The 24,508-nt window shown below is 33.0% G+C and carries 23 protein-coding genes; 15 read left to right on the top strand and 8 right to left on the bottom strand.

Annotated features, from left to right (window positions below; all coding sequences use genetic code 11):
• The first annotated feature begins 277 nt into the window (after window positions 1-277).
• The gene (gene mgtE / locus BLV68_RS06120) at window positions 278-1,615 is read left to right on the top strand and encodes a magnesium transporter (RefSeq protein ID WP_093751893.1); all 1,338 of its coding nucleotides are present in this window, start codon (window positions 278-280) and stop codon (window positions 1,613-1,615) included.
• 61 nt (window positions 1,616-1,676) lie between these two features.
• Here mgtE and BLV68_RS06115 read toward each other — a convergent pair whose 3' ends face one another.
• The gene (locus tag BLV68_RS06115) at window positions 1,677-3,479 is read right to left on the bottom strand and encodes a heme NO-binding domain-containing protein (RefSeq protein WP_093751891.1); all 1,803 of its coding nucleotides are present in this window, start codon (window positions 3,477-3,479) and stop codon (window positions 1,677-1,679) included.
• A 103-nt stretch (window positions 3,480-3,582) separates the two neighbouring features.
• Here BLV68_RS06115 and BLV68_RS06110 point away from each other — a divergent pair, with 103 nt between their 5' ends.
• Both BLV68_RS06110 and BLV68_RS06105 read left to right on the top strand, forming a co-directional pair.
• Window positions 3,583-4,920: an N-acetylmuramoyl-L-alanine amidase gene (locus tag BLV68_RS06110; protein WP_159428629.1), complete on the top strand. Its 1,338-nt coding sequence runs from the start codon at window positions 3,583-3,585 to the stop codon at window positions 4,918-4,920.
• 141 nt (window positions 4,921-5,061) lie between these two features.
• A complete protein-coding gene (locus tag BLV68_RS06105) occupies window positions 5,062-5,331 on the top strand; it encodes a Veg family protein (protein WP_093751887.1) in 270 nt (89 codons plus the stop codon).
• Window positions 5,332-5,375: 44 nt separating this feature from the next.
• Here BLV68_RS06105 and BLV68_RS06100 read toward each other — a convergent pair whose 3' ends face one another.
• The 3 genes from BLV68_RS06100 to speD form a co-directional block, all read right to left on the bottom strand.
• Window positions 5,376-6,785, bottom strand: a complete 1,410-nt coding sequence (locus tag BLV68_RS06100; RefSeq protein ID WP_093751885.1) for an AraC family transcriptional regulator — start codon at window positions 6,783-6,785, stop codon at window positions 5,376-5,378.
• Window positions 6,786-6,973: 188 nt separating this feature from the next.
• Window positions 6,974-7,819, bottom strand: coding sequence for a polyamine aminopropyltransferase (gene speE / locus BLV68_RS06095; RefSeq protein WP_093751883.1), 846 nt, complete (start codon window positions 7,817-7,819; stop codon window positions 6,974-6,976).
• Window positions 7,820-7,837: 18 nt separating this feature from the next.
• The gene (gene speD / locus BLV68_RS06090; protein ID WP_093751881.1) at window positions 7,838-8,260 is read right to left on the bottom strand and encodes an adenosylmethionine decarboxylase; all 423 of its coding nucleotides are present in this window, start codon (window positions 8,258-8,260) and stop codon (window positions 7,838-7,840) included.
• Window positions 8,261-8,529: 269 nt separating this feature from the next.
• On the opposite strand from speD, the gene BLV68_RS06085 reads away from it, so the two are divergent.
• From BLV68_RS06085 to spoIIR, 7 genes are all read left to right on the top strand, one after another.
• A complete protein-coding gene (locus BLV68_RS06085; protein ID WP_093751879.1) occupies window positions 8,530-10,074 on the top strand; it encodes an SPOCS domain-containing protein in 1,545 nt (514 codons plus the stop codon).
• 58 nt (window positions 10,075-10,132) lie between these two features.
• Window positions 10,133-10,984: a 4-(cytidine 5'-diphospho)-2-C-methyl-D-erythritol kinase gene (ispE, locus tag BLV68_RS06080; protein ID WP_093751877.1), complete on the top strand. Its 852-nt coding sequence runs from the start codon at window positions 10,133-10,135 to the stop codon at window positions 10,982-10,984.
• 59 nt (window positions 10,985-11,043) lie between these two features.
• Window positions 11,044-11,250: a CLC_0170 family protein gene (locus BLV68_RS06075; RefSeq protein ID WP_093751875.1), complete on the top strand. Its 207-nt coding sequence runs from the start codon at window positions 11,044-11,046 to the stop codon at window positions 11,248-11,250.
• A 9-nt stretch (window positions 11,251-11,259) separates the two neighbouring features.
• On the top strand, window positions 11,260-12,771 hold the full coding sequence (locus tag BLV68_RS06070) for a spore germination protein (protein WP_093751873.1): 1,512 nt from the start codon (window positions 11,260-11,262) through the stop codon (window positions 12,769-12,771).
• Entirely contained in the window at window positions 12,755-13,849 is a 1,095-nt protein-coding gene (locus tag BLV68_RS06065; RefSeq protein ID WP_093751871.1) for a GerAB/ArcD/ProY family transporter, read from the top strand. Before BLV68_RS06070 ends, BLV68_RS06065 begins: the two co-directional genes overlap by 17 nt.
• Complete coding sequence (locus BLV68_RS06060) at window positions 13,846-14,964, top strand: Ger(x)C family spore germination protein (protein ID WP_093751869.1); 1,119 nt, start codon at window positions 13,846-13,848, stop codon at window positions 14,962-14,964. Before BLV68_RS06065 ends, BLV68_RS06060 begins: the two co-directional genes overlap by 4 nt.
• A 274-nt stretch (window positions 14,965-15,238) precedes the next feature.
• Complete coding sequence (spoIIR, locus tag BLV68_RS06055) at window positions 15,239-15,889, top strand: stage II sporulation protein R (protein ID WP_200773674.1); 651 nt, start codon at window positions 15,239-15,241, stop codon at window positions 15,887-15,889.
• 57 nt (window positions 15,890-15,946) lie between these two features.
• Here the strand turns inward: spoIIR and BLV68_RS06050 are convergent, their stop codons facing one another.
• Both BLV68_RS06050 and BLV68_RS06045 read right to left on the bottom strand, forming a co-directional pair.
• Window positions 15,947-16,372, bottom strand: coding sequence for a PTS sugar transporter subunit IIA (locus tag BLV68_RS06050; protein ID WP_093751867.1), 426 nt, complete (start codon window positions 16,370-16,372; stop codon window positions 15,947-15,949).
• Window positions 16,373-16,418: 46 nt separating this feature from the next.
• Window positions 16,419-17,138 (bottom strand): GntR family transcriptional regulator, encoded by a 720-nt coding sequence (locus tag BLV68_RS06045; RefSeq protein WP_093751865.1) that lies wholly within the window; start codon window positions 17,136-17,138, stop codon window positions 16,419-16,421.
• A 248-nt stretch (window positions 17,139-17,386) separates the two neighbouring features.
• On the opposite strand from BLV68_RS06045, the gene BLV68_RS06040 reads away from it, so the two are divergent.
• The 5 genes from BLV68_RS06040 (at window position 17,387) to BLV68_RS06020 (ending at window position 21,244) form a co-directional block, all read left to right on the top strand.
• Window positions 17,387-17,857, top strand: a complete 471-nt coding sequence (locus BLV68_RS06040; RefSeq protein ID WP_093751863.1) for a PTS sugar transporter subunit IIB — start codon at window positions 17,387-17,389, stop codon at window positions 17,855-17,857.
• A 26-nt stretch (window positions 17,858-17,883) separates the two neighbouring features.
• On the top strand, window positions 17,884-18,645 hold the full coding sequence (locus BLV68_RS06035; RefSeq protein WP_093751861.1) for a PTS mannose/fructose/sorbose/N-acetylgalactosamine transporter subunit IIC: 762 nt from the start codon (window positions 17,884-17,886) through the stop codon (window positions 18,643-18,645).
• A 16-nt stretch (window positions 18,646-18,661) separates the two neighbouring features.
• Window positions 18,662-19,486, top strand: coding sequence for a PTS system mannose/fructose/sorbose family transporter subunit IID (locus tag BLV68_RS06030; RefSeq protein ID WP_093751859.1), 825 nt, complete (start codon window positions 18,662-18,664; stop codon window positions 19,484-19,486).
• A 52-nt stretch (window positions 19,487-19,538) separates the two neighbouring features.
• Complete coding sequence (locus BLV68_RS06025) at window positions 19,539-20,507, top strand: SIS domain-containing protein (protein WP_093751857.1); 969 nt, start codon at window positions 19,539-19,541, stop codon at window positions 20,505-20,507.
• Between the two features lie 68 nt (window positions 20,508-20,575).
• Window positions 20,576-21,244, top strand: a complete 669-nt coding sequence (locus BLV68_RS06020; RefSeq protein WP_093751855.1) for an HAD family hydrolase — start codon at window positions 20,576-20,578, stop codon at window positions 21,242-21,244.
• Window positions 21,245-21,286: 42 nt separating this feature from the next.
• Here the strand turns inward: BLV68_RS06020 and BLV68_RS06015 are convergent, their stop codons facing one another.
• Together BLV68_RS06015 and BLV68_RS06010 are read right to left on the bottom strand one after the other, a co-directional pair.
• Window positions 21,287-22,933 carry a M20/M25/M40 family metallo-hydrolase gene (locus BLV68_RS06015; RefSeq protein ID WP_093751853.1) on the bottom strand — a complete coding sequence of 549 codons (1,647 nt, stop codon included), beginning with the start codon at window positions 22,931-22,933 and terminating at the stop codon, window positions 21,287-21,289.
• 41 nt (window positions 22,934-22,974) lie between these two features.
• The gene (locus BLV68_RS06010) at window positions 22,975-24,342 is read right to left on the bottom strand and encodes an alanine/glycine:cation symporter family protein (RefSeq protein WP_093751851.1); all 1,368 of its coding nucleotides are present in this window, start codon (window positions 24,340-24,342) and stop codon (window positions 22,975-22,977) included.
• Window positions 24,343-24,508 lie beyond the last annotated feature (166 nt).

Genomic DNA, 24,508 nt, shown 5'->3' with positions numbered 1-24,508 from the left:
GGCAATTCACAGAGCCTATTCTTTTTTGTTTTTTATATATTTATATAATAATAGAATGATTCTGTGTTACAATAGTATAGAGCAATATAAATTTATCTTGAATTTTTAATAGAAATTTTATAATCTATTAATGTAATTAAACCCTAGGAGGAACGTGGGAGGTGATGATTAGTGGATTCTGGGCCTTTACCTGGGCATAGTATATACTTTATAAGCAAAAAAATAAGAAGAACCCTAGTCATTACCTTGGACAGGAGTTCTTCTAAGGGGGGTTAATATGGATGAAAGAAGACTAAAAGAATTGATCGAAGAAAAGAAATACGTAACACTGAAGAAGGAGTTAGAAGAGTTAAATCAAGTAGACATAGCTGAACTATTGGAAAAATTAGATGTTTATACTGCATTGCTGATATTTAGAATGCTATCTAAGGACTTAGCTGTAGAGGTATTTTCTCATTTTTCCGTAGAACAGCAGAGAAATATTATAGGATTGGTAACTGATAAGGAATTGAAATATATAGTAGAAGAGCTATTTTTTGACGATATGGTGGATATTATAGAGGAAATGCCTGCGAATATAGTGAAAAAGATTTTAAAACATGCCAAGGAAGAAGAAAGAAGCCTTATTAACCAATTTTTAAAATACCCACCTGAATCAGCAGGCAGTATAATGACCATAGAGTATGTAGACTTAAAAAAGCATATGACGGTAGGAGATGCTTTAAACCATATTAAGAAAACGGGGTTAGATAAAGAAACGGTCTACACCTGCTATGTAACTGATGAAAATAGGAAATTGGAAGGTATTATCTCTTTAAGAAAATTAGTAATAAGTGACGAAGAGAAAACCATTGAGGACATAATGAATAAGGATGTAATCTATGTCCACACCCATGATGATCAGGAAACGGTAGCTAACATATTTAAAAAATATGGTTTTTTGGCTTTACCTGTTGTAGATAAAGAGGATAGGCTGACAGGTATAATCACCGTAGACGATATAATGGATGTAATAGAACAAGAAAATACGGAAGACTTTCAAAGGATGGCTGCCATGGCTCCATCGGAGGAAAAATATTTAGACACTGATATACTTACCCTTGCCAAACATAGAATCTTATGGCTATTAGTGTTGATGATTTCTGCCACCTTTACAGGTAGAATAATAATGAAGTATGAGGGTGTACTCCAAACAATAGTAGTATTAACGGCTTTTATACCCATGTTAATGGATACAGGGGGGAATTCTGGAAACCAATCATCAACCTTGATAATTCGTGGTTTGGCCTTAGGAGAAATAGAGTTAAAGGATGCAGGCAAGGTATTATGGAAGGAGTTTAGAATTAGTGTAATAGTTGGGTTTATGCTTGCAGTAATAAACTTTTTTAGAATCTATTTATTTGACACCGTAGGACCTTTGGTGGCTTTTACAGTATCTATTACTTTATTTCTAACGGTAATTATATCCAAAGGAATAGGCTCACTATTACCTATGGCAGCTAAAAAATTAAATATAGACCCAGCTATAATGGCAGGACCATTGATTACTACTATAGTAGATGCTATAAGTTTAATCCTATATTTCAAAATTGCAACTTTAATTCTTGGCATATAATAAAAAGCTGGTTTCTAAACCAATAGAAACCAGCTTTTTACTTTGTGATGAGTAATTTACGTTATATCATATATTTGTCCAGCTCTTTAGCAAAGTTTTCCGATACCTTATTGAATTCAGCAGTCTTTTCCGTCATATTCTTTATTTCATTGATGTAATTGGTTACATTCTTGCTTACCTCTTGGCTTGAAGCAGAGTTTTCTTCAGCTATTGCAGCTAGGGATTCAACATGTTCTGACATACTGGTTATTGCCTCCGATTCTTTATTTAAATCACTTACCAGATCGATGATCAGATTTGCAACTCCTTTGATGGATTCTACAACCTGGCTAGTTTCTATAGATAAATTATTTAAGTTAGACTTTTCTTCGTCCAATATCCCATATTGTCTCCCTATATCTGAAACCAATTCATCAATTTCCATAAGTATTGCTTCTAGTATGTTGTTTATATTGCTAACAGCTTCCTTAGAACTTTCTGCTAGCTTCCTAATTTCCATGGCTACAACGCTAAAGCCTTTGCCATATTCACCAGCCCTAGAAGCCTCAATGCTGGCATTTAGAGCTAATAAATTGGTCTGTTCTGCAATTTTTTCTACAGTTTCCACTATTTTAGTAACATCTTGAGCTCTGTTTTTTAAGGTAAAGCTTTTTTCCTTAACAATAGAAAATTCTCCTACTATTTCATTTAAATTATCCACAGTGTTTTTTAAATTTTCAAATCCCTTTCTAGTCTTATCTACAGTCAACTGAAGCTTATCCTTACCTTCGTTTTCCTTTTCTACTATACAGTTTAGATTTTGGATGCTATCATTAAGCTGGTAAGCTATGTTTTCCGTTTCCCCAGCTTGATTGGTAGCTCCATAAGCAACTTGCCTAACTATGGAGTCGATTTCTTGAGAAGTATTGGTCATGTTGTTGGATATCTCATTAAACTTTTCTCCAAATACATTTAATTCATCTACAATGGCCTTATAGCCTACAAAATCCCTCTTGATGCTATTTTTAGCCTTATTCAACCTATTGTTGATATCTTCTAAGAAATCGTTAGTAGAAATGTTCCTTTCAAAGGAGAAATCCTTATTTTCTAAATCCTCAATAGTTTCAAATATATACTTTAACGGTCTTAATAACAATTTCCCTATAATAGTAGGAATTAGAAAAGATAGAGCCAATATGGCTATTAGCAGTGGCATCCCATGCAAATAATTAGACAATATGGCTAAAGGGATGCCTGAGAACAATAATACTCCTAAACCAACTTTAAGTTGAAAACTCTTTATAAAACCAAGGGACAGGAAGCTATTCAGCTTATACACTCTCTTATTATAGACTTCCATTGGGAATGTTATGGCTATTTTAGTGTAATCCTCTTTCTTTTCCAATATCTCCACTTCAATATCTTCTTTAAAGTATTTGGAGGCTCCCATTAACATTCCGTGGAAATAATCAAACATTCCTCTAGGAGAAGAGTAGCTCATTGTAGCCTTGTTTTTTTCCAAGGGCTCTACCTTTAATATGGGAGGCTTTGCTCCGGGAATTCGCTTAGTGACCACCACATGGATATCATACATGGCCTTTAAAAAGGCATATAGATTTTTGAACTTAAAAAAAGCGGGATAATCTTTAGAGAAGGTATTTATGTTGTCCAACCCAATTTCGTGCCATACTTCTGATGGTGTCTTTCCTAATCTTTTTGCTATTTCATCTATAATTCCTAACGCAATACTATCCTCAATATCCTCCATGGGTGTGAATACCTTATTTTCACTAATTCCGTATGTAGCTAATGCATCCCTTACCACATCTTCCCCGAATATGTTTCTACTAGTTTTTATCCATGCTGAAACAATGGTACCCTTCATAATAACATCATCTCCTTGTTTATCTTAGATTAATTATACCATATTTATCACCTATTAAATCAATTTTCATAATATGTATTAACAGGGATTAGGGGGTAATATGATGGAGACAGATTTCAAAATTAAATATATAAATATAGAAAAGGATAAAGAAATGGAAGTGTCCCTGGAAAAAATGGTTGGCATATTATTGAATTTGGAAATGGATACTAATTTTCATATAGAGGCTTTAAAGGCTCAGGCAATAATAATTAGGACAAACTTAGTAAAAAAACCAATGGTAGAAGGAGGAGATTTTATAGATATATGGGAGGATGAAAGTGCCGAAAAGATAATAGAGGCTGTTAAGGATACTGAGGGTTTGGTAATTCTATTTAATGACAAGCCTATAGATGCAAGATATCACATATGCTGTGGCGGGAGTACGGAGAATTCGGAAAACGTAATAGATAATCAGATAGTCTATCTTAGAAGGGTTTTATGCGATTATTGTAAGGATACCACCTATTGGAGGAGGGAGAAGGATTTCAGCCTTGATGAAATGGAAAATGCATTAAAAGTAAAGTTTCCTTCCATGGATATAGGCGTAGAATCTGAGATTGCTGGATTTATAGAAGACATAGAAAGGGATGAACGGGGAAGGGTGTTGTCAATTAAGGTTGCAGGTAGAAAAATTTCAGGAGAGGAATTAGCTAGACTATTAGGTTTAAATTCCACCAGATATGCTATATTTCCAACGGGAATTAAATTTGTTACTAGGGGAAAAGGACATGGGCTGGGATTTTGCCAATATGGAGCTAATAAAATGGCCCAACAAGGATATAGCTATTTTGATATATTGAAATATTACTATACAGGAGTAGAAATAAGAAAATATTTGCTTCCCTGTATAAAAAAGCCTCTTTATGGGAAAACAATAATAATAGATCCAGGACATGGAGGAGATGATAAGGGATTTGAAGGAGATTCAATAGGACTCATAGAAAAGGATGTTGTCCTTAAACTTGCATTAAAGCTAAAGCTGCTATTGGAAGAGCTAGGCATGAAAGTTCATTTAACTAGGAATAAGGATGAAAACATACTCATTACTGATAGGATAGAAGAGGCTAATAAACTGAAAGCAGATTTTTTTGTGAGCATTCATATGGATTATTTTAATTGCTCTAATCAAAAAGGGTGTGAAATATTCCATTTTAGGAAGGATTACGATAGTCAAAGGCTAGGTTTCTGTATTCTGAAGAACTTAAAGGATAAAGGGATACCAATAAGGGGAGTAAAAGAGGGAAATTTTTATATTTTCAGAGGCGTTAGTACCAGCTCCTTATTAATAGAAATTGGCTATCTATCCAATCCAGAAGAGGAAGCTAAGTTTTTAGAAGATAGCTACATGGAAGACCTGGCTGAGGGAGTAGTAAAAGGGATTTTAGAATATTATCAATAAAAGATTGACAAAGTATCATATTCATAGTATAATATTAATTTATTTGACATGGTGGACAAATTGTGATATAATTTAACCATGAGTGTTCTTTGCACTCCTCCTCCCCTATTTTTAGGGAATAACCAATGGAAGGTGGTTACTTTGTTGGAAAAGAATAGTTTGGCGAAAATCCGTAAGAACGTAGAAGATTGTGTCGGGAAAAAGGTAATATTGAAGGCAAATAAAGGAAGAAAGAAGACCACGATTAGGGAAGGTATATTGGAAGAAGCTTATCCAAGTTTGTTCGTAGTTAAGATTTGTAATCAATTCGATATGGTTCGAAGAGTTTCTTACACTTATTCAGACATACTGACGGAAACTGTGGAAGTCACAATCTGTGATGATGAAGATAGACAGATAAAAATAAGTTAAAAAACAAGACTTGAAGTCTTGTTTTTTTACTGTCCAATTGAATGCTATATCTCGAAGTAGTACCTAATATTAGCATTTTGAATTTTATCGTGAATTATGTTTCCGATCCCTATTGCCACATTAAAGGATTTCTCGTCTTGATAATTAATTACAAAATTCCATTTTTCAATGGTTACAATCCTATAGCGATATATACAGGAATCTAAAAAGGTATGTATGATATCTTTATAGGAAAAGTCGTCTAAAAATTGGCAGTCCAGCTTAATATTAATCTTAAAATCGGATGTTTCACTAAAATTGACCAAAAGGTCGATGTTCTGCCAATTAAAATAGAATTTACCCTCCTTATTCTTGAAATTACTGGGATTAAGCACATTGACTATAACGCTTCTAGGAGGTGGTTGTGGTGTGATTTTATCGAATTTGTACAGATATTTCATCTTAACAAAATTATCAAATAGGTAACTAGTTTTCCAAATATTATCTTGGGAGTAATCGGGTATTACAATCTCTTTAATATAAGATTTAATTATATTGGCCATGCTGGAAAGGTCGAGTTCTTCATAATCGAACTGAGAGTCCATATATTCTTGGCATCTTTTCTTATGTTCTAATGGTTTTACTCCATACCATCGTCTAAAATGCTTATAGTAATATTTCACGTCTGAAAAACCACATTTTTCTGCTATAGTTGCTATACTCATATTGGTTGATAATAAGAGGAATTCGGATTTTAATGTTCGTTCATAATTGAGGCGTTCATTGAAGCTGAAATGGCTTAAATTCTTCCAGAGATGGGAAAAATAATTTTTGGTTATGAATTCCTGTTTAGCGATGTCGTCTAGAGTAATTTTTTCATGATAATGTTCATCTATGTACTTGACTATTCTATGATACCTGTCCAGTTGTAAAGGACTAATAAAATCGTTGCTCTTTTTTAAGAACTGGAGCCAATTAAACTCTTGGACCATAGAAGCTACCAACTGATACATGGAGTCTCGAGTTAATTCTTCTGCTAGTGGGTCTTGGCTGGTTATATCTGTAAGGACGCTTACTAATAGGTTTCTGAATCTGGTTTTATACCCCTTTCTTATATCATCGTCATAATTATCGCTTTCTATCCTAGTATTGCCTTGGGAGTACATATTGTTTCTAAAGAACATATACTTAATATATTTAAAATATTTTTCGAAATAGTTTAGATCGATATGAAATACTGCTACTATTGCCTTAGATGAGCTTCGTATGGAATGGATCGATTTATTATTTACAAACCAGAAATCCCCTTCCTTGACTAATATATGCTCGAAATTAGCATTTACCTCAATAGAGCCCTTAAGGGGTAATAGAATTTCAGTTACATCTTCATGCCAGTGGATGGGGTATTTTTTTATGGATAGTATCGATACGTTAAAAGGTTTATTAACTATGAACTGGACTGCTTCCTTTTTCATCTTTTCACCTTCCTTGTCCCCTTTATTATATCATATTTAAATATTTTCAGCATAAAAGGAAAAAATCCGACATAAAGTCGGATTAAAATAGGGAAATGAGCAAGCTTTTTGCTCGTACGGGGAAGAAAGATCTTTTGGAAGTCTTCCTTATAATTATATGTCGAAATTTAACTAAATGTAAATAGGACTTATTTCCCAAGAATATCCAAAATATAGTTTGGCAAGTAAAATGAACCTTTGTGCAGCTTACTATTATAGTATTTTGTGTCTAATTTTAGTTTTTCCCATTCTGCAGGCTTATGATCTTTAATGGGATGGTAGTTTTTGGATGCAAATCCAAATAACCAATTCCCTGAGGCATAAGTAGGTATATTAGCTTGATATACCTCAGTTATAGGGAAAATGTTTTTAAGTTTTTTTATAGCCCTTTCAAATTCAGCTCTATCTTTTTCATAAAAGGCGGATTCACACTGATTTACCAGTATTCCCTTATTATTTAGGGCTTTGTAGCAGTTATTGTAAAATTCCGTTGTAAAAAGTCCTTCCCCCGGCCCTATTGGATCTGTAGAATCTATGATAATTAAGTCGTATATGTTTTCCTTACCCTTAACGAATTCTATTCCGTCTTTAAAATAGGCAGTAATTCTTTCATCATCGAACCCCTTATTCAAAAATGGCAGGTATTTCTTAGAAATTTCAACTACCATCTTATCTATTTCAACAAAATCGATGGATTCAATGGTCTTGTACCTCGTTAACTCCCTTAAAGTTCCTCCATCTCCAGCTCCTATTACCAGTACCTTTTTTATATCTGGATTGACTGCCAAGGGAGTGTGGACTATCATCTCGTGATATACGAATTCATCTTTTTCTGTGAGCATTATGAATCCGTCTAATACTAGCACTCTACCATATTCATAGGTATCCAATACATCGATTTTCTGAAATGGGCTTTCCACGGAACAGAGATGCTCTTTTACCTTCATGGAAAGCTTACTATATTTGTTATGCATCTCATCAAACCACAATTCCATCATAAACCCTCCTATTCCTTAGGCCTCAATAGATTGAGGCTTAAAAACGATGTTCTTATATTTTCCTTGAGAATAATTATAAATTTTTTTAACATTTCCTCGATTTATCTCAACGGTTTCCGTTTTTTCCGCTTTAAATTTTTCCTTTAAATAATCAAAGGCAATCCAAGGGTCTACATCTTCACCACAGGTAAATAAATCTACAGCTGCATATCCATATTCAGGCCATGTATGGATTGTTAGATGGGATTCCTGTATCACTACTACACCACTGACTCCCCAAGGGTTAAAGGTGTGGAATATAGATTCTACAACGGTTGCTTTTGCTACATTTGCAGCCTCCACCATATATTCTTTTATTTTGCCAGCATCATTTAGTAATTCATTATCACAATTGTAGAATTCGACTAAAATATGCCTTCCTAACCTTTTACTGTCCATATAACAACCCCCTTCATAATATATTGTAAAGAAAAGAAATCATCAAAGTTTAGTAATTCTAAACTCAAAAACAAAAAATAATATTTAACTACAATAAACTTAAAGTTTATAATTAATAAACTTTTATCAGTACTATTATAGTACTAGTAATTAATTTTTGTGTCAATAGATTTAAACTATTTACTGTCAAAAAATTATTCATCATTTTGGACATTAACTCATATACTTTTTCATAGGATATATAAAGTAGTTTAATAGGAGGAGGTTAGATGATGGAAATAATCAAAGACACTCTAAAGGTGGAGGAACAAAGAGGTTTTGAAGAGATAGAGTCTTTAATCGAAACGGAAATTTACCTAGATCAAACTAAGGCTGAAATAGGCGAAATCCTCTGGATTGATGGTAAAGTTGAAATACTTAGTACTAAGATAATAAAGGACAAAATATTGATAAACGGATTATTAAAATTCAAAGTAATATATAGGTCTAATGAGGAGGAGTTAAATATATATACTCTTGAAACTAATAAAGATTTTAGGGAAGAGATAGAAATAGATGGAATAGCGGAAAATATGGCTGGAGAGGTAAAACCTAATTTAGAATACATAGAATATGAACTAGAAGATGAAAGAAAGGTTTCTTTAAGGGCCTTAGTTAAAATGGTAGGGAAAGTTGAAGAAACCGTTATGGTAGAAATAATTGAAGAGGTAGTAGGAGATGACCACCTTCAGCTTTTGAAGGAGAAGATTCAGTATAATGATGTATTGGAAAGGGATGAATCTTATGCTTTGATAAAGGAGGCTTTTGAGGTAGGAGAGAACCAACCAGAAATTGAAGAAATCTTGAAATTAGACTTTCATCCCTATGAAAAGGAATATTCCATTTCAGCAGATAGGATAATAGTTTCTGGAATAGTGGAAACTTCCATCATATATTTTGGGGAGAATAAGCTAAATTCTATAAAAAGGGAAATACCATTTACCCATTTCATAGAACTTTCCAATATAGAATACGACTCAAAATGTCAATTGAATATGGAGGTGGTCAATGGGGAATTTGAATTAAGGGAGAATTTAGAAGGAAGATTAAAGATAGTTGATTTGGAGTTGAAGATAAAGATAAAATCTAAAATATATAGTCAAAGGGAAAAAGAAGTAATTATCGATGCTTATTCTACTGAAAGAAAAATCAATCTAAAGACGGAAGAAATAAGGATAATGGAGAATATAAAGGATATCACCGTTAAGGAAAGTATATCTAAAGAAATAAACGTGATTAACTTCAAGGAAATATATCTGGTGGAAGCCTATCCAATAGTAGTAGATAGTCAATATGTTGAGGATAAGGTGATGGTAGAGGGAATATTGACTCTTAATATTTACTACCAAGACGATGTAGAAGACGAAATAAGAACCATTAAGGAGGAGCTGCCTTTTAAATCTTATATTACCGCTGAAGGACTAGATAGTCATATTATAATAAATTCGGATACGAGTCTTGAGGAATTACATTATAATTTAAAGGATAAGGTGCTTCACATAAGTGGAACCATTAAAAATCATATATTTATTAATAGGGAGAGGAAGATAAAAATAATTAGTGAAATGGAAGAAACAGATGAACTAATCGATAAGAAGAGCTGGCCTAGCATAATAATATACATGGTTCAAAAAGATGATATTCTTTGGGACATAGCTAAACGGTACAATACCACCGTTGAAGAGATAATAGAATCGAATAATATCATCTCCCCCTCCAGTCTAATGCCAGGGGAAAAGATAATCATTGAAAAGAAAATCCGTATGGAATTCTAGTTATAAATAGGGTTTTATGGTATAATGTATCCGTTAGTTTACTAAAAGGAGAATGAAAATGAATGAGATAGCCTTAGAATCTTATGCTAAAATCAATTTGGCCTTGGATATTTTATATAAAAGAGACGACGGATACCATGAAATAAATACTATAATGCAGCAGATAGATCTAAAGGATAGGGTGGTAATTAGAAACAAGGATAGTGGAATAGATATTCAATGTAATAATAAGGATGTACCTATAGATAGGAATAATCTAGTATATAAGGCTTGGGAGAAAATAAGGGAAAAAACTGGAATAAATAGGGGCGTTGGAATAATAATAGATAAAAAAATTCCTATAGCAGCCGGATTAGCTGGCGGCAGTTCCAATGGAGGAGCAGTACTTAAGGGGTTAAATCTATTATGGGATTTAAACCTATCGGATGAGGAATTGATGGAAATAGGCAAGAAGATTGGAGCTGATGTGCCCTTTTGCATAATGGGAGGTACTGCCTGGGCTAGAGGAATTGGGGAAAAATTAACTAAATTGAAGGGTTTTTCGGGATACAATATATTATTGGCCAATGTAGGAATACCTGTATCCACAGAATGGGTATATAAAAATATGGATTTAAAATCGATCCATAAAAGGATTGATATTGAAAAAGTAATTAAATACATGGAAGAAGGAAACCTTTTAAAGCTTGGTCAAAGTATAGAAAATGTAATGGAATCTGTGGTAATGACAAAATATCCTCAAGTAAAGATGGTCAAAGAGGATATGATTAAATTTGGAGCCTTAGGTAGCTTGATGAGTGGTAGCGGTCCTACCGTTTTTGGCCTATTTGATGACGAGGAAAAGCTCTATAGATGTAAAAGGGAGTTAGAGAAAAAAGTTCCTAATGTTTTTGTAACAAAGACCCTTTAGCTGTGTATAATAAACCCACTTTCTGTTAATTATATTAATAATAACAGGGGGTGGGTTTTTTGTATGGAATTATGCTAATTTTGAAAACCGTATTTGATAAGTATGCAATAATAGTCATCCTGTTAACGGTTTTGTTTTCACTGCTAATAGATGCTCCTAAATATAGGGCTAAGGGTTTTTTTAAGGAATGTAAGATAGTCAGAATATTTTCCTATTTGTACATAATTATTGGAATAATGATATTCATATTTTTAAAGGTTGTTTAGGAGGAGAATATGGAAGAACTCAGTAAGGACTTAAATGACAATGTGGAGAAATTAAAAACAATATTTAAGGATGTGGGAGATGTAGTATTCCGTTTTATAGAAATAGGAGATGATTCAAAGAGAAGAGCTTGCTTAGTGTTTATAGATGAACTAGTAGACAAAAATCTATTAAGCGAATATGCTATACAGCTTCTACTTACCAAAGAGAATGTTTATAACTTTGATACAAAATTGTTTAAAAAGGATTTAATAAATGCTCTTGCTAATAGAGCCATTGCCATAGCGGAGATAAAAGAGGAAAATAGATTAGAAAAAATAGTAGATGCCATATTGTCTGGGCAAACGGTTCTTTTTGTAGAAGGGGTAAAAATGGCTCTAATATTAGATGCAAAAGGTGGAACTTCTAGAGGTATTAACGAACCTCAGGCAGAAACGGTTGTTAGAGGACCTCGAGATGGGTTTGGAGAAGTTTTAAAGGTTAACATGTCTCTAATTCGCAGGCGAATTAGAGACCCGAATCTAAAGGTAAAAATGGTTCAGGTAGGTAGAAGGTCTAAAACTGATGTTGCAATAATGTATATTGAAGACATTGTAAATGACAAGATAGTAGAAGAGGTAAATAAAAGGATTGAACAGGTGGACATAGATGCCATAATCGATAGTTCCACATTGGAGTTTTTAATAGAGGATAATTATCTATCTCCTTTTCCCCAAGTGGAAGCTACTGAAAGGCCAGATACGGTAGTGGCTTCCATATATGAAGGAAGGGTAGGGATATTGGTGGACAATACTCCCTTTGCATTAATAGTTCCTGCCACCATAGGCACCATATTTCAATCGGCAGAAGATCATTATAGCCGTTGGACTATCACATCCCTTATTAGGGTATTAAGGATTTTTGCTGCCTTTTTATCTGCTTTAGCTCCTGCTTTGTACATAGCTATAACCTCTTTCCATCCAGGTCTAATACCTACTAGGCTAACTTATTATTTAGGGGCTAGCAGAATAAATGTGCCTTTTCCTGCAGTAGTAGAGGCTTTTTTAATGGAGATAACTTTAGAGTTGTTAAGGGAATCGGGTACTAGGATTGCTGGACCAGTAGGATCCACCATAGGCATAGTAGGGGGATTGATAATTGGTCAGGCAGCAGTAGAAGCGGGAATAGTAAGCCCTCTTATGATAATCATAGTAGCCATAACTACTATTTCTGCCTTTGCTTTGCCCAATTATGAATGGGCTTCAGGATTTAGATTCGTAAGGTTTATCTATATGATATTAGCAGCTATATTGGGATTATATGGTGTGATGTTAGGTGTAGTGGTGTTATTTGTCCATTTGGCAAAACTGGAAAGCTTTGGAGTACCTTATACAGCTCCTTATTCTGGTTTGGGAATTAAAGAAGGAGATTTAAAGGATACTGTAATAAAAGCTCCTGTACAGAAATTGAAATTTAGACCTGCATTTACATTTGCTAAGAATAAAAGAAGGATGGGAAAAGATAATAATGGAAAACAAAGATAGAATATCTAATCAACAAATAAAGGCTTTATTGGTTACTACTGCAATTGGTGTTGGCGTATTGTCGCTACCTAGCGATGTGGCCATGATATTGGAAAATGATGGCTGGATTGCAATACTTTTAGGAGGACTAATTCCTATTCCTATTATATTAATGACAAATAGACTGCTTAAAATGTATCCCAACAAATCCTTTTTTGAGATTTGCAAACAAGTGATGAATCCTATTGTAGCTTATCTATTTTTTATATTGTTCTTTATCTATACCATAGTGGTGCAAAGCTATGTTAGTAGGCTTTTTGCAGAAGTAATTAAGGCTTACTTACTGGAAACTACCCCCATGGGAGTAATTATTTTAGCTATGTTATTTTCAGTATCCTACATAGCAAGATCCAGAATAGAAGTTTTAGCAAGGGTAGCAGTAATGGTTTATCCCATCATACTAGCTTTTCCTATTTTATTGTTGGTTGTCAATTTGCCGGATTTAGACTATACTAATATATTCCCTCTATTCAACATAAATTATGGTGAAATACCCAATGGGGCAGTGACGGCGTACTTTTCCTATATTGGATACGAGATAGTATTATTAGCCTTCAACATTTCAGATGATAAGAGTAATTCTTTAAAATACAGTTTGAGAGGTTTATATACTGTAATAGGTATATATTTAATCATATTCTTCGTAACCTTATCCCAATATGGAATCTATCAACTTAAGAGGGAAATATGGCCTACCATAGCAGTAATTAAGGAAATCGATTTGCCTGGATACTTTGTAGAAAACCTAGATGGAATTATGATGGCGGTTTGGGTAATGGTAGTATATAGCACACTAGGGTCTTTTGCTCATATGGCTGGAATCGCACTAAAGGAAATCTTTCGAACTAATACCCATGAAGTCTTTACACTATTATTGGTACCGATCATATATGCTATTTCACTAATACCACATAATTTAATTACTACTTATAAGATCATGGGGGGTTTTTTAAGCTATTTGACCTTAATTGGAACCATCATTTTGCCTACCATTACTTTTATAGTAGCCTATATTAAGAAGAGGAGGATGAAGACATGAAAAAAGGTTTTTTTCTTCTTCTAATGATTTCACTAGTACTTTTATGTGGCTGTTGGGATAAGGTAGAAGTGGACCAAAGAATATTCGTTTCCAGCATAGGGGTGGATTTATATAGGAATAGTGAGATGAATAGGTATATTGTTACCTATGAATACCCTAATATAAATTCTATCGGGAAAAATGCAACGGAAGATCAAAAAACCTTCATTCGTTCCACACCTGCCAGCAGTATATTTCAGGCGAGTAGCAATTTAAGCACCCAGACCCCCTTTCCTTTTTACTTTAAGCATCTTAAGGTTTTAGTTTTAGGAGAGGATCTATTAGGTGAAGAAAAGTTAGTCCGCCAAGTTATAGATGAGTTGAATAGGGATACAAAGGTAAATAAAAATATTCAGGTTTTGGCTGCTGATGGAAAGGTTACTGATATCATAAATGCTAATGTTGTTCAAGAACAAACCACTGATGGAGTTTTATATACTACGGTAAAGGACAATAGATCTTCTAGCCGATATACAGCCAAAACATTAACTGACCTTATTACAGATTTGGATATTGCTGGAGTAACCATAATTCCTAGAGTTTTGGTCAAGGACGGTAAATTTCTAGTATCTGGAGGATGTGTGTTAAAAAACTATAGGCATGCGGCTTGGATATGTGAAAAAGAAAATAGGGCTATAAGTTTTTTAAGAGGAAATGTTAAAACTGAGACTATAGATGCAGTCTACAATGGGAATTTAATATCCTATACTATAACGGAAGTTAATACAGACAAGAAAGTAAAATTAGAAGAGAAAATAAAGGCAGTTTTTTCCATTGATATGGAAGGATATTTACAGGGGTATATTATTGAGAGGGATAAAACGGTTTATGATAGTAGAGTGTTGGAGGAAATGGAAAAAGCCTTAGAGAAGGAAGTGAAAAAAGAAATTGAAGATATAATAAGAAAGCTTCAAAAGACATATAGAGCAGATGTAATTGGGGTAGGAGAGTATCTAAGCAAGTTCAGACCAAAAAAATGGGCCCAAGTAAAAGACGATTGGGACAATATATTTCCTGATATAGACATAGAAGTCTTGGTAAACGTAAATATAAGAAGAATTGGATTAACTAAGTAACAATTGACAGTTGACAATTATTATTGTCTAGCCCTCATGCCTTTGATTTAAGTTAGTCAACGACATATAGCTGCTGTCTCTGGCATATTAAAAAGAACGGCCTTTCGTCTCTTGAATGGAGGGGCGTTCTTTCCAATATATTGTCATTTACCATAAAATCAGAATATGGATTTTCAATTCATAATAAAAAATTAATTTATTGAATATGGTATAAAAAAACAGAGTTAGGAAATAATTAATGATACAAGTAAAAAAGAACTTAGGAGGAATTAATATGAAGTTTAGAAAAGGAATTATTTGTTTGGTATTATTGTTTGTTTTCATCTACTTAATACAACCCTATGAAGATATGGAAGAACCCAGTGTTGAGGGATTTAAGGATAATATAATCCGCTTCCACATTGTAGCTAACAGCGATAAAGAAGAAGATCAGCTCTTAAAGTTAAAGGTAAGGGATGAATTATTAAAGGAAACCCAAGTTAAGTTTGAAAATAGCAAATCTTTAGATGAGACAAGAAGCATAATCAATGAAAATTTGAACTACATAAAATCCCTAGCCGAAGAGGTAATAAAGAGAGAGGGAAAGAACTTTCCTGTTGAGGTGCATTTTGGGAATATTAACTTCCCTACCAGAAAATATGGAGACATAGTCCTTCCAGCAGGAGAATATGAAACATTACAGGTTACAATAGGAGAAGGCAAGGGCAAGAACTGGTGGTGTGTCATGTTTCCTCCTTTATGTTTTGTAGACGCAAACCATAGTCATGCTGTAAAATCAGACCAAGATTTGAAAAAGACAATTATAGGTGAAGATACGAGCCTTCTCCATGCCAATAAAGAACCCCCTATTATATTAAAGTCTAAAGTAGTAGAAGTATATCAAAAAACAAAAACATACTTAGCAGATTTTTTGGCAAAAAAATAATAAAGACTGTCATCGGATTCTTTCTGATGACAGTCTTTACTATAAATATATAATAGGTTATAAATCATTACTAATATTTGAATTTGCTTTTTTAAATTCTTCACTATAGATTTTAAAATTTTCATTGTTTGAGTTTTTTAATAAAAATACTAGATCTTTTAATTTAGTTGAATTTTTTAATGCTAAAGCCTCTATGACTATTGGCAGGCTTGTTCCGGTAATAACATCTACATTACTGTGCTCATAGGCATATTCAGATACTACATTATAGGGAGTACCTCCAAAAATATCAGTCATGAAAAGAATTTCTTCATTTTCATCTATATTTTTTGTAATGTCTTTAATTTTATTTTTGAAATCGTCTATGCCTTCACCATCAAGTAGCGGAATTGCGAAAATATCCTCGTCATTTCCAAAAATCATATTTGCCGCATTAAAAATTCCTGGAGCAAAAGCTCCATGACCACAAATTATTAATTTCATAGTGTTTCACCTTTCCTAAAGATATTGTTTTAATTGTTAGATAAAATTAAATTGTAAATTTAAATTTATCACCTAATAAATATTCAAAAGCTCTATGGGAAATATTGTTGTAGTTGTCAGTAGCAACCCCTCTTATTAATATTATTGGATAATCTTTTTCTACTTGTAAGTAATCGCTTAAAGTATCATTAGCTCTAACTAATTCTATTGTTCTTTTAGTTTTTGTAAAATAAATATTTTTTTCTTTGTATAGGATATCATACAAAGAGTTATCATTAAGATCCTTAGTTAACAAGAATTTGTAGTTTTCTGTAAATCTTGAAATCTCATAGGAAATAGGTTCTCCGTTTGCATATCGAACTCTTTTTATAACAACTATATGCTCATCTTCTTTTAAATCTAGTTCTTTTAAATCTTCAGTTGTAGGTCTTTCCAAAGAGGCACTTATTAATTTTGCGCCTGCTTTTAATCCTTGTGTTTCAATTAATTTACTGAAACTATGAGAACCTTCCATAGGATTATTTAGTCTATTGTCTTTTAAAAAAGTTCCTTTTCCTGCTTCTCTACTTATTAAATCTTTATCTTCTAGCAATTTAAGAGCCTGTCTTATTGTCATTCTACTTACATTATAAATTTTAGTAAATTCATTTTCGGTTGGTAATTTAAAATTTTCATCATATTTTTTATTCCTTATATCTATTTCAATGAGATTTGCTATTTGCTTATATATTGGTATAGGAGAATTTCTGTCTATTTTTTTAACCATACTAATTGACGCGCCTCCTTTTTTAATGTTAATACAATTGTATAGTGGCAAATATTAAAACACAAATGTTATAACATTTATATTGAGTATAACATTAATATTTTGAATTTGCAATAAACAAACTTTCAGGCCTTTATAAATATTAAGATAATTTTCTGAAAATGCTTGCAATCGTTTCGAAGGTATGGTATTGTATATATATAATACCATACAATACTATACAATACAATCAAAAGGAGGGAGTTTTTATGATAAAACTTTTTCGTATAGACCACAGATTACTTCACGGGCAAGTTATATTTGCATGGTGTAAAATTCTGCAAATAACTAGAATTATTGTTGTTGATGATGAGGCAGCAAATGATGAATTTAAAAAAATGACACTAAGTTTAACAAAACCGCCAGAGGTAAAGCTTAATATTTTTTCCGTAGAAGAGGTTTTGTCTAAAATGGGGAAAATAGAGAGTTTAAATGATAACATTATGATGATATTTGGCGGAACTCAAACCATGTTAAAGTTCTGTGAAAATTACCCTAATGTCAAGGAAATTAATTATGGTGGGATAGCAAAAAAAGAAGGATCGAAACAGTTTAGTAATGCAATATTTTTGAATGAAGAGGAGATTGAGGACAGTAGAAAATTAAAAAACATGGGCATAAATTTGTATATGCAGCAAATCCCTAGTTCCAAAAGAGAAGACTTAAATTCTAAACTATAAAGTATTTTTGAAGAGAGGTGTCAAAAATGTTATTAAAATCGGTATTGATAGGTTTAATAGGGGTTTTTTGTATTTTAGACTCCCGGCTTTTAGGAAGGCTTAATTTTGAAAGACCATTAATTGTAAGTACATTAGTGGGCATAGTTTTAGGGGATATAACAAAAGGATTAACGATAGGTGCATCTTTAGAACTGATATCCATGGGAATAGTTAATATAGGAGCAGCTGCACCTCCTGATATGAATTTAGGTTCTATAATTGCAACATCATTTGCTATTTTGACAAATGCTACGCCAGAAACAGCTTTGACAATTGCTATACCCATTGCTATATTGGGACAAATGATAGGAATAATATTAAGAATGGTTTTATCACAATTTACTCACTTTGCAGATGCTTATATTGAAAATGGAGATTTCAATAAAGCGAAAAGATTACATATAGTTTATGGACCAGTCCTTTATTCATTAATGTATTTTGTGCCCATTTTTTTAACTATATATTTTGGAACAGGGTTAGTTCAAAATATAGTGGAAACTATTCCAGTATGGTTAACAGATGGGTTAAATGTCGCCAGCAAGATATTACCTGCATATGGATTTGCAATGTTATTAACAACAATGTTAACTAAGAAAATGATTCCATTTTTCCTTCTTGGGTTTTTTATAACTGTTTATTCAAATATAACTTTGATGGGAGTTGCAATATTGGCAACATTGCTGGCCTTCATTTTGTCAGAATTAAAGTTTAAGAATTATGATAATGAAGATTTGGAAAATCTTGATTAAATAAGGGGGATAAAAAATGGCAAATGAAAAAAAGAAAACAGATCTTAATAGGAAAAAGTATAGAAATTTTTTCTGGAAATCATGGGCTATGCAAGCATCTTGGAATTATGAAAGACAGATGAACATGGGATTTATGTATGGGATGGCACCTATAATAGATGAAATCTACAAAGATCCTAAAGACATAGAATTTCGCAAAGAAGCTTATAAAAGACATATGGCATTTTTTAATTGTACTCCCCAAACTACCGCTTTTGTCATGGGGTTGAGTGCAGCGATGGAAGAAAAATATGCTAATGATAGAGAGAATTTTAAGCCTGAATCCATTAATGCCATAAAAACTAGTTTAATGGGACCGTTATCAGGAATTGGTGATTCTTTTTTTCAAGGAACAGTTAGAGTTATTGCATTTGGGATAGGAATCAACTTAGCAAAGCAAGGAAATATATTAGGGCCTATTTTAGCTATGGTTTTATCTTTTATTCCTTCTTTTTTAGTAACTTATTATGGTGGTAAGTTAGGATATACTGCTGGGAGTAAATATCTTGTAAAAATACAGAAAGAAGGTTTGATGGAAAAAGTAATGTATATATCAACAATGGTAGGTTTGATAGTTGTTGGCTCTATGGTAGGTTCAATGATAGATATAACTACTCCTATAGCATATGGTGATATGTTTGTACTTCAAGAAATATTAGATAATATTATGCCCGGGATGTTACCATTATTACTAACAGGTCTTATGTATTGGCTGCTTAAAAAGAATGTAAAAACAGGATGGCTTTTGTTTATCTCAATTTTTGGTGGAATATTATTAAGTGTACTAGGTTTACTTGCATAAAAAGTTATATAGATAAATTAAATATAGAAAGCAAATTTAAAGGAGGACTAAAATGTTAGCAAAAGAAATTATAAAAAAAATCAAAGATGCAGAATCTAATATAACAAGTGTTATTTTTGTGGGGTGTGGGGCTTCTAAAGCAGATTTATATCCAGCTAAATATTTTTTAGAAGAAAATAGCACTAAAATTCGTACAAGTTTATATACAGCAAATGAATTCAATTACGCTACTCCAAAAGCTGTAAACTCAAATTGTATTGTTATTACAGCATCGCTAGGAGGGACTACCCCTGAAACAGTACAAGCTACATCAAAAGCAAAAAGTTTGGGGGCATATGTTATTACTTTAACTCACAAAAAAGATTCACCCATAACCAAAGATGCTGATTATGTTATTGTTCATGGATTTGAAAAAAGTTATGCTGAAAAGTTAGAGAAAATGATATATGCTTTACAATTAGCAGTTGAAATTTTAAATCAATTTGAAGGATATGCTAATTATGAAGAAATGATTAATGGATTTAATAATATATATGATTTAATAGAAAAATCTGCAGCAACTGTATTACCTCAAGCTAAAGAATTTGCTAATTCTTATAAGGATGAAAATGTAATATATCTTATGAGCAGTGGTGCTACACATAAAGTAGCATATTCAACTTCTATATGTTTACTTATGGAAATGCAATGGATGAATTCAGGGAGTTTCCATGACGGCGAATTTTTCCATGGGCCATTTGAAATAGTTGATAAAGATGTTCCGTTTATATTATTTATGAATGAAGGTAAAACTCGTCCAATGGATAGTAGAGCCTTAACATTTTTAAAAAGATTCGGGGCTAAAACAACCGTTATTGATGCCAAAGATTTTGGAATAACATCAGTAATTTCAGAAAAAGTAGCTGATTATTTTAGCCCGATGTTAATATCTGGAATTTTTAGAGTCTATGCAGAACAATTGGCTATTGCAAGAAACCATCCATTGACTAAAAGAAGATACATGTGGAAATTAGAATATTAAACATATATACTAAAAAGTATAGATTCTTAAAAATAATATGCTAATACTTCACAAAGGGGCAATCTGAGATGATTGAGGCAGTGATTTTTGACATGGATGGTCTTATGTTTGACACCGAAAGATTATCAAAAAAAACATGGCAAAAATGTGGGGAAAAATATGGCTATATTTTTGACGATGAAATTTTTGATAAGGTAATAGGAGTTAGTTCAAAAGATGCAGAAAAAATATTCAGAGAAGCTTATGGTGAAAATTTACCATATAGGGAGATTAGAGAAGAAAAAAACAAAATGATGATAAATGAAATAAAAGAAAATGGGATAAGAATTAAAAAGGGGTTGCATGAATGTATTAAATATTTGAAAGATAATCATATTCTTATAGCTGTTGCATCTTCTAGTGATGAATCCACAATAAATTTTTATTTAAAGTTAGCCAAATTATCGAATGTATTTGATTATATAATAAGTGGCGAGAGTTTGTTAAACAGTAAACCAGATCCAGAAATTTTTATAAAGTGTTGTAAAAAATTAAATGTGAACAAAGAAAATGTTCTAATACTAGAAGATTCAGCTAATGGAATTAAAGCAGCAAATAATGCTAATATTAAAGTTGTATATGTGCCAGACTTGGCAAAAATTCCAGAAGATGTTGAAAAAATGGTATATAGAAAAGTAAAAGACTTGCTATGTGTCCCTAAATTAATAGAGGAAATCAACATGAAAAATAGCCACTAGAGCTTATCTCTAGTGGCTATCCCTTTATGGAAACTATACCTATCATTTCAATAAATTCATTATGGTTTCATAAACTAGCTTTGGAGCTATGTTAAAGGAATAATCCTTTTCCAATCTTTCGGTAAATTTATGTGCATCCTTTCCAAAGGGGCCAATGTTGACCACTGGTAAATTTAATTTTTGCATCTCATCAATAGGTAAACTGTACTTAATTCCAAAACCAGGCATATTGTTTTTCAAAGAATCTACAGCGTTTTTCTCTCTTGGGGCTGCAGCATAACTTAAATCTGAAATATAGGGATAGAATTTTTTCATTTCAATATCATAATCTGAATCCATTTTTTCGATTGCTTCGTTAACTGCATCTAATACTCTTTTCTCCAATGGGGATTCTCCTTTAACATATATATGAGGATAATATGGTGGGGAATAATATACTATTACCACTGGATTTTTATCAGACCACATATTGTGAAGGTTTTCAACCATCTTTAGGGCAAAGAGCCTTTCGTCTATATTTTGGTCGTCCAATAGTTTTTTTGCCAACTCTTCCATTACTTTATCAACTTCCCGTCCCTTTTCCTCCCTTACCTTATTATATAGCTCCTCATAGGACATAACTCTTGCCTCCCAAGGTAATTTTTCGTAAGGGAATCCATTTGCTTCACAATATTTTTTATATTCTATGTTCAAACTATCTATTACCTTTTGGAAAGCCAATTCAGCTCCAGCAATGACCTTATCTAATATTTGATCTGGAGTACTTCTATGGGTGCCAAAATTAAAGTACAGATAGCTGGTTTTAGCTGTTTGAACTGAATACTCAACTTTTAAATCCTGTTGCCTTAAGGAGATAGGAGGAACCGTAACTTCCCCTTCCGCTTCATCACAATATTTGGTATTGAAATCTATTTCCTCAACGATAGCGGAAGATATGTGGTTAGGGTCTAATCCTTTGAAGGGGTCACCTCCATGGGCTTCAGAGCCAACTATATAGAAACTAGGCATCAATTTCCCCACTGTTCCCACATAAACATACCTAGTATTATCGCCTTCATATCTAGGAGCACTATAATCCGTATCAATTACAGCCAAATATTCAAAACCTTCCTTTTCTTTTAATTCCACAAGCTCAGATACAACTGACAACATACCGCCTGAATTGCCTTCTTCATCGCATACAGCAGCAAAAACTATATTACCTTCAAATTCTTCTATATCATTAGAAATGGATTCTATCAAGGTCATCAAGGTGGCTACGCCACATTTCATATCGAATACTCCTCTACCAAATAGATATTCTCCAGATTCTAAATCCTCTAAGGCCTCTTTTGGTAAGGATACCTCCTTCAATTTATCAGCTAACTCTAAGGGCTTAGTTGCATAATCTTGTATAATACCATAATCTGAAATGCCTACCGTATCCGTATGGCCTATTAATATTACCGTTTTTTTACTATTGCCCTTTTCTCCCTTAACGATTGCCATAACGCTCTTTCTTTCCAAAGGGTCATCTTTAACGGGAACGTATCTCAGCAATTCGGGATTGTTTTTAAAATACTCCATTTTGGTGAATTTTTCATATATCCTTTCCACTACATTATTTTCTTCTTTTGTTCCTACAACACTTTTTATTTGGGCTAGCTCAATGGTTAAATCTCTTATTTTTTTGCTTAAATCCTTATCCATTTTATACCTCCTATAATGACAATAAATGTTGTAACTGAAAACTAATTATTATAATAATCAGGATTACCAAAGAACTCATCTTTCAGGTCCTTAACATCTTTACTTAATAAGAGTAATCCCAACATATTAGGGATAATTACGAGTGCAAGCATAAAATCCATGAATTGATATATGAATTCCAAACCTCCAAAGGTTCCCAATAGTATTGAGATAATGTATATTATACGCATAACCTTTGCAAATCTAATTCCAAACAGGTATTCTGCTTGCTTTTCTCCATAATATACTATAACAATAATTGTTGAAAGTACAAATAGTGTAATACTAATAGTTACAATTCCTCCTCCTAAGCTAGATCCTAATACCGATTGAAAAGCTAAAGATGGTATAGTGCCAGCTTGGTCTGCAGGGACAGCTTGGTATAATCCAGTGACCAATACTACAAGAGCAGTTACTGTACATACTATTAAAGTATCAACAACATTTTCGAATAATCCCCATATAGCTTGACGTACTGGGTGATCAGTTACTGAAGCAGCATGTGCAATTGGGGCTGTACCCATACCGGATTCATTTGAATAGACTCCTCTAGCAGTACCCCATCTTATGGTTTGAGTTATTGTGGCACCTGCAAATCCACCAGCGGCTGCAGCAGGAGTAAAGGCATGCTTAAATATGGATGCTATTGCACTTGGCAGTTCTGAAATATTGTTGATTATAATAACTATGGAACCTATCACATATATTATAGCCATAAAGGGAACGAGTTTCTCTGAAACCTGGGCAATTCTCTTGATTCCACCATATACAACTATAGCGACTACAATTGCTAGAGCAAATCCTACTATCCAGTTTGGGATATTTATAGTACTGGCAGATTGAACCACTGAAACGGTTTGGGCAGCAATAGATGGGGCTATTTCGATCATTAGGAAAAAAGAGAATAAAAATCCTAAGGTTTTTCCTAAAGGCCCTTGAATCCCTTTTGCTAAATAGTACATTGGACCTCCTGTATATTCGCCTACTTCATTTTTCTCCCTATATTTAATAGCAAGAACTATTTCTGCAAATTTTGCACCTGCTCCAATTAAAGCCACGACCCACATCCAAAAAACTGCACCTGGGCCACCGAAGGCTATAGCCGTTGGAACACCAACTATATTTGCAGCACCTATACAAGAAGCTAGAGCGGTTGAGGTAGCTTGAAAAGCTGATATAGTACCTTCACCATCATTAGATTTTTTAAATATCTTTCCAAAAGTTTCCCTCATAGCATAAGGGAAATATCTAAACTGAATAAATCCTAATCTAATAGTCACTATGACACTTCCACCTACTAATATAATCAGCATGGGCATACCCCACAGCCAATTAGAAAAACTTATAATAGCATCTAAGATAAATTGCATAAAATCTCCCCCTGAATTTTATTATGTTATTAATTATAAATTAAAATATGGATTAATACTATAACCAGTAACCACCCCTTCCCATTTTAGTATAATAATTTAAGCTGCGGTAGAATATTTAATCAATACAGAATATTGCAACAATTGTGCCAACATTAATGCACTC

Origin of the sequence: Tepidimicrobium xylanilyticum, assembly GCF_900106765.1 — a bacterium.
Classification (GTDB): Bacteria; Bacillota; Clostridia; order Tissierellales; family Tepidimicrobiaceae; genus Tepidimicrobium; species Tepidimicrobium xylanilyticum.
Note: the sequence above shows the minus strand (reverse complement) of the source record. Positions and strands in the feature narration are given on the sequence as shown.

What these genes read in the sequence shown, in the direction of transcription:
- mgtE (WP_093751893.1), top strand. Translation starts at nt 278, where the DNA reads ATGGATGAAAGAAGACTAAAAGAATTGATCGAAGAAAAGAAATACGTA.
- BLV68_RS06115 (WP_093751891.1), bottom strand. Translation starts at nt 3,479, where the DNA reads ATGAAGGGTACCATTGTTTCAGCATGGATAAAAACTAGTAGAAACATA.
- BLV68_RS06110 (WP_159428629.1), top strand. Translation starts at nt 3,583, where the DNA reads ATGGAGACAGATTTCAAAATTAAATATATAAATATAGAAAAGGATAAA.
- BLV68_RS06100 (WP_093751885.1), bottom strand. Translation starts at nt 6,785, where the DNA reads ATGAAAAAGGAAGCAGTCCAGTTCATAGTTAATAAACCTTTTAACGTA.
- speE (WP_093751883.1), bottom strand. Translation starts at nt 7,819, where the DNA reads ATGGAATTGTGGTTTGATGAGATGCATAACAAATATAGTAAGCTTTCC.
- speD (WP_093751881.1), bottom strand. Translation starts at nt 8,260, where the DNA reads ATGGACAGTAAAAGGTTAGGAAGGCATATTTTAGTCGAATTCTACAAT.
- BLV68_RS06085 (WP_093751879.1), top strand. Translation starts at nt 8,530, where the DNA reads ATGATGGAAATAATCAAAGACACTCTAAAGGTGGAGGAACAAAGAGGT.
- ispE (WP_093751877.1), top strand. Translation starts at nt 10,133, where the DNA reads ATGAATGAGATAGCCTTAGAATCTTATGCTAAAATCAATTTGGCCTTG.
- BLV68_RS06070 (WP_093751873.1), top strand. Translation starts at nt 11,260, where the DNA reads ATGGAAGAACTCAGTAAGGACTTAAATGACAATGTGGAGAAATTAAAA.
- BLV68_RS06065 (WP_093751871.1), top strand. Translation starts at nt 12,755, where the DNA reads ATGGAAAACAAAGATAGAATATCTAATCAACAAATAAAGGCTTTATTG.
- BLV68_RS06060 (WP_093751869.1), top strand. Translation starts at nt 13,846, where the DNA reads ATGAAAAAAGGTTTTTTTCTTCTTCTAATGATTTCACTAGTACTTTTA.
- spoIIR (WP_200773674.1), top strand. Translation starts at nt 15,239, where the DNA reads ATGAAGTTTAGAAAAGGAATTATTTGTTTGGTATTATTGTTTGTTTTC.
- BLV68_RS06050 (WP_093751867.1), bottom strand. Translation starts at nt 16,372, where the DNA reads ATGAAATTAATAATTTGTGGTCATGGAGCTTTTGCTCCAGGAATTTTT.
- BLV68_RS06045 (WP_093751865.1), bottom strand. Translation starts at nt 17,138, where the DNA reads ATGGTTAAAAAAATAGACAGAAATTCTCCTATACCAATATATAAGCAA.
- BLV68_RS06040 (WP_093751863.1), top strand. Translation starts at nt 17,387, where the DNA reads ATGATAAAACTTTTTCGTATAGACCACAGATTACTTCACGGGCAAGTT.
- BLV68_RS06035 (WP_093751861.1), top strand. Translation starts at nt 17,884, where the DNA reads ATGTTATTAAAATCGGTATTGATAGGTTTAATAGGGGTTTTTTGTATT.
- BLV68_RS06030 (WP_093751859.1), top strand. Translation starts at nt 18,662, where the DNA reads ATGGCAAATGAAAAAAAGAAAACAGATCTTAATAGGAAAAAGTATAGA.
- BLV68_RS06025 (WP_093751857.1), top strand. Translation starts at nt 19,539, where the DNA reads ATGTTAGCAAAAGAAATTATAAAAAAAATCAAAGATGCAGAATCTAAT.
- BLV68_RS06020 (WP_093751855.1), top strand. Translation starts at nt 20,576, where the DNA reads ATGATTGAGGCAGTGATTTTTGACATGGATGGTCTTATGTTTGACACC.
- BLV68_RS06015 (WP_093751853.1), bottom strand. Translation starts at nt 22,933, where the DNA reads ATGGATAAGGATTTAAGCAAAAAAATAAGAGATTTAACCATTGAGCTA.
- BLV68_RS06010 (WP_093751851.1), bottom strand. Translation starts at nt 24,342, where the DNA reads ATGCAATTTATCTTAGATGCTATTATAAGTTTTTCTAATTGGCTGTGG.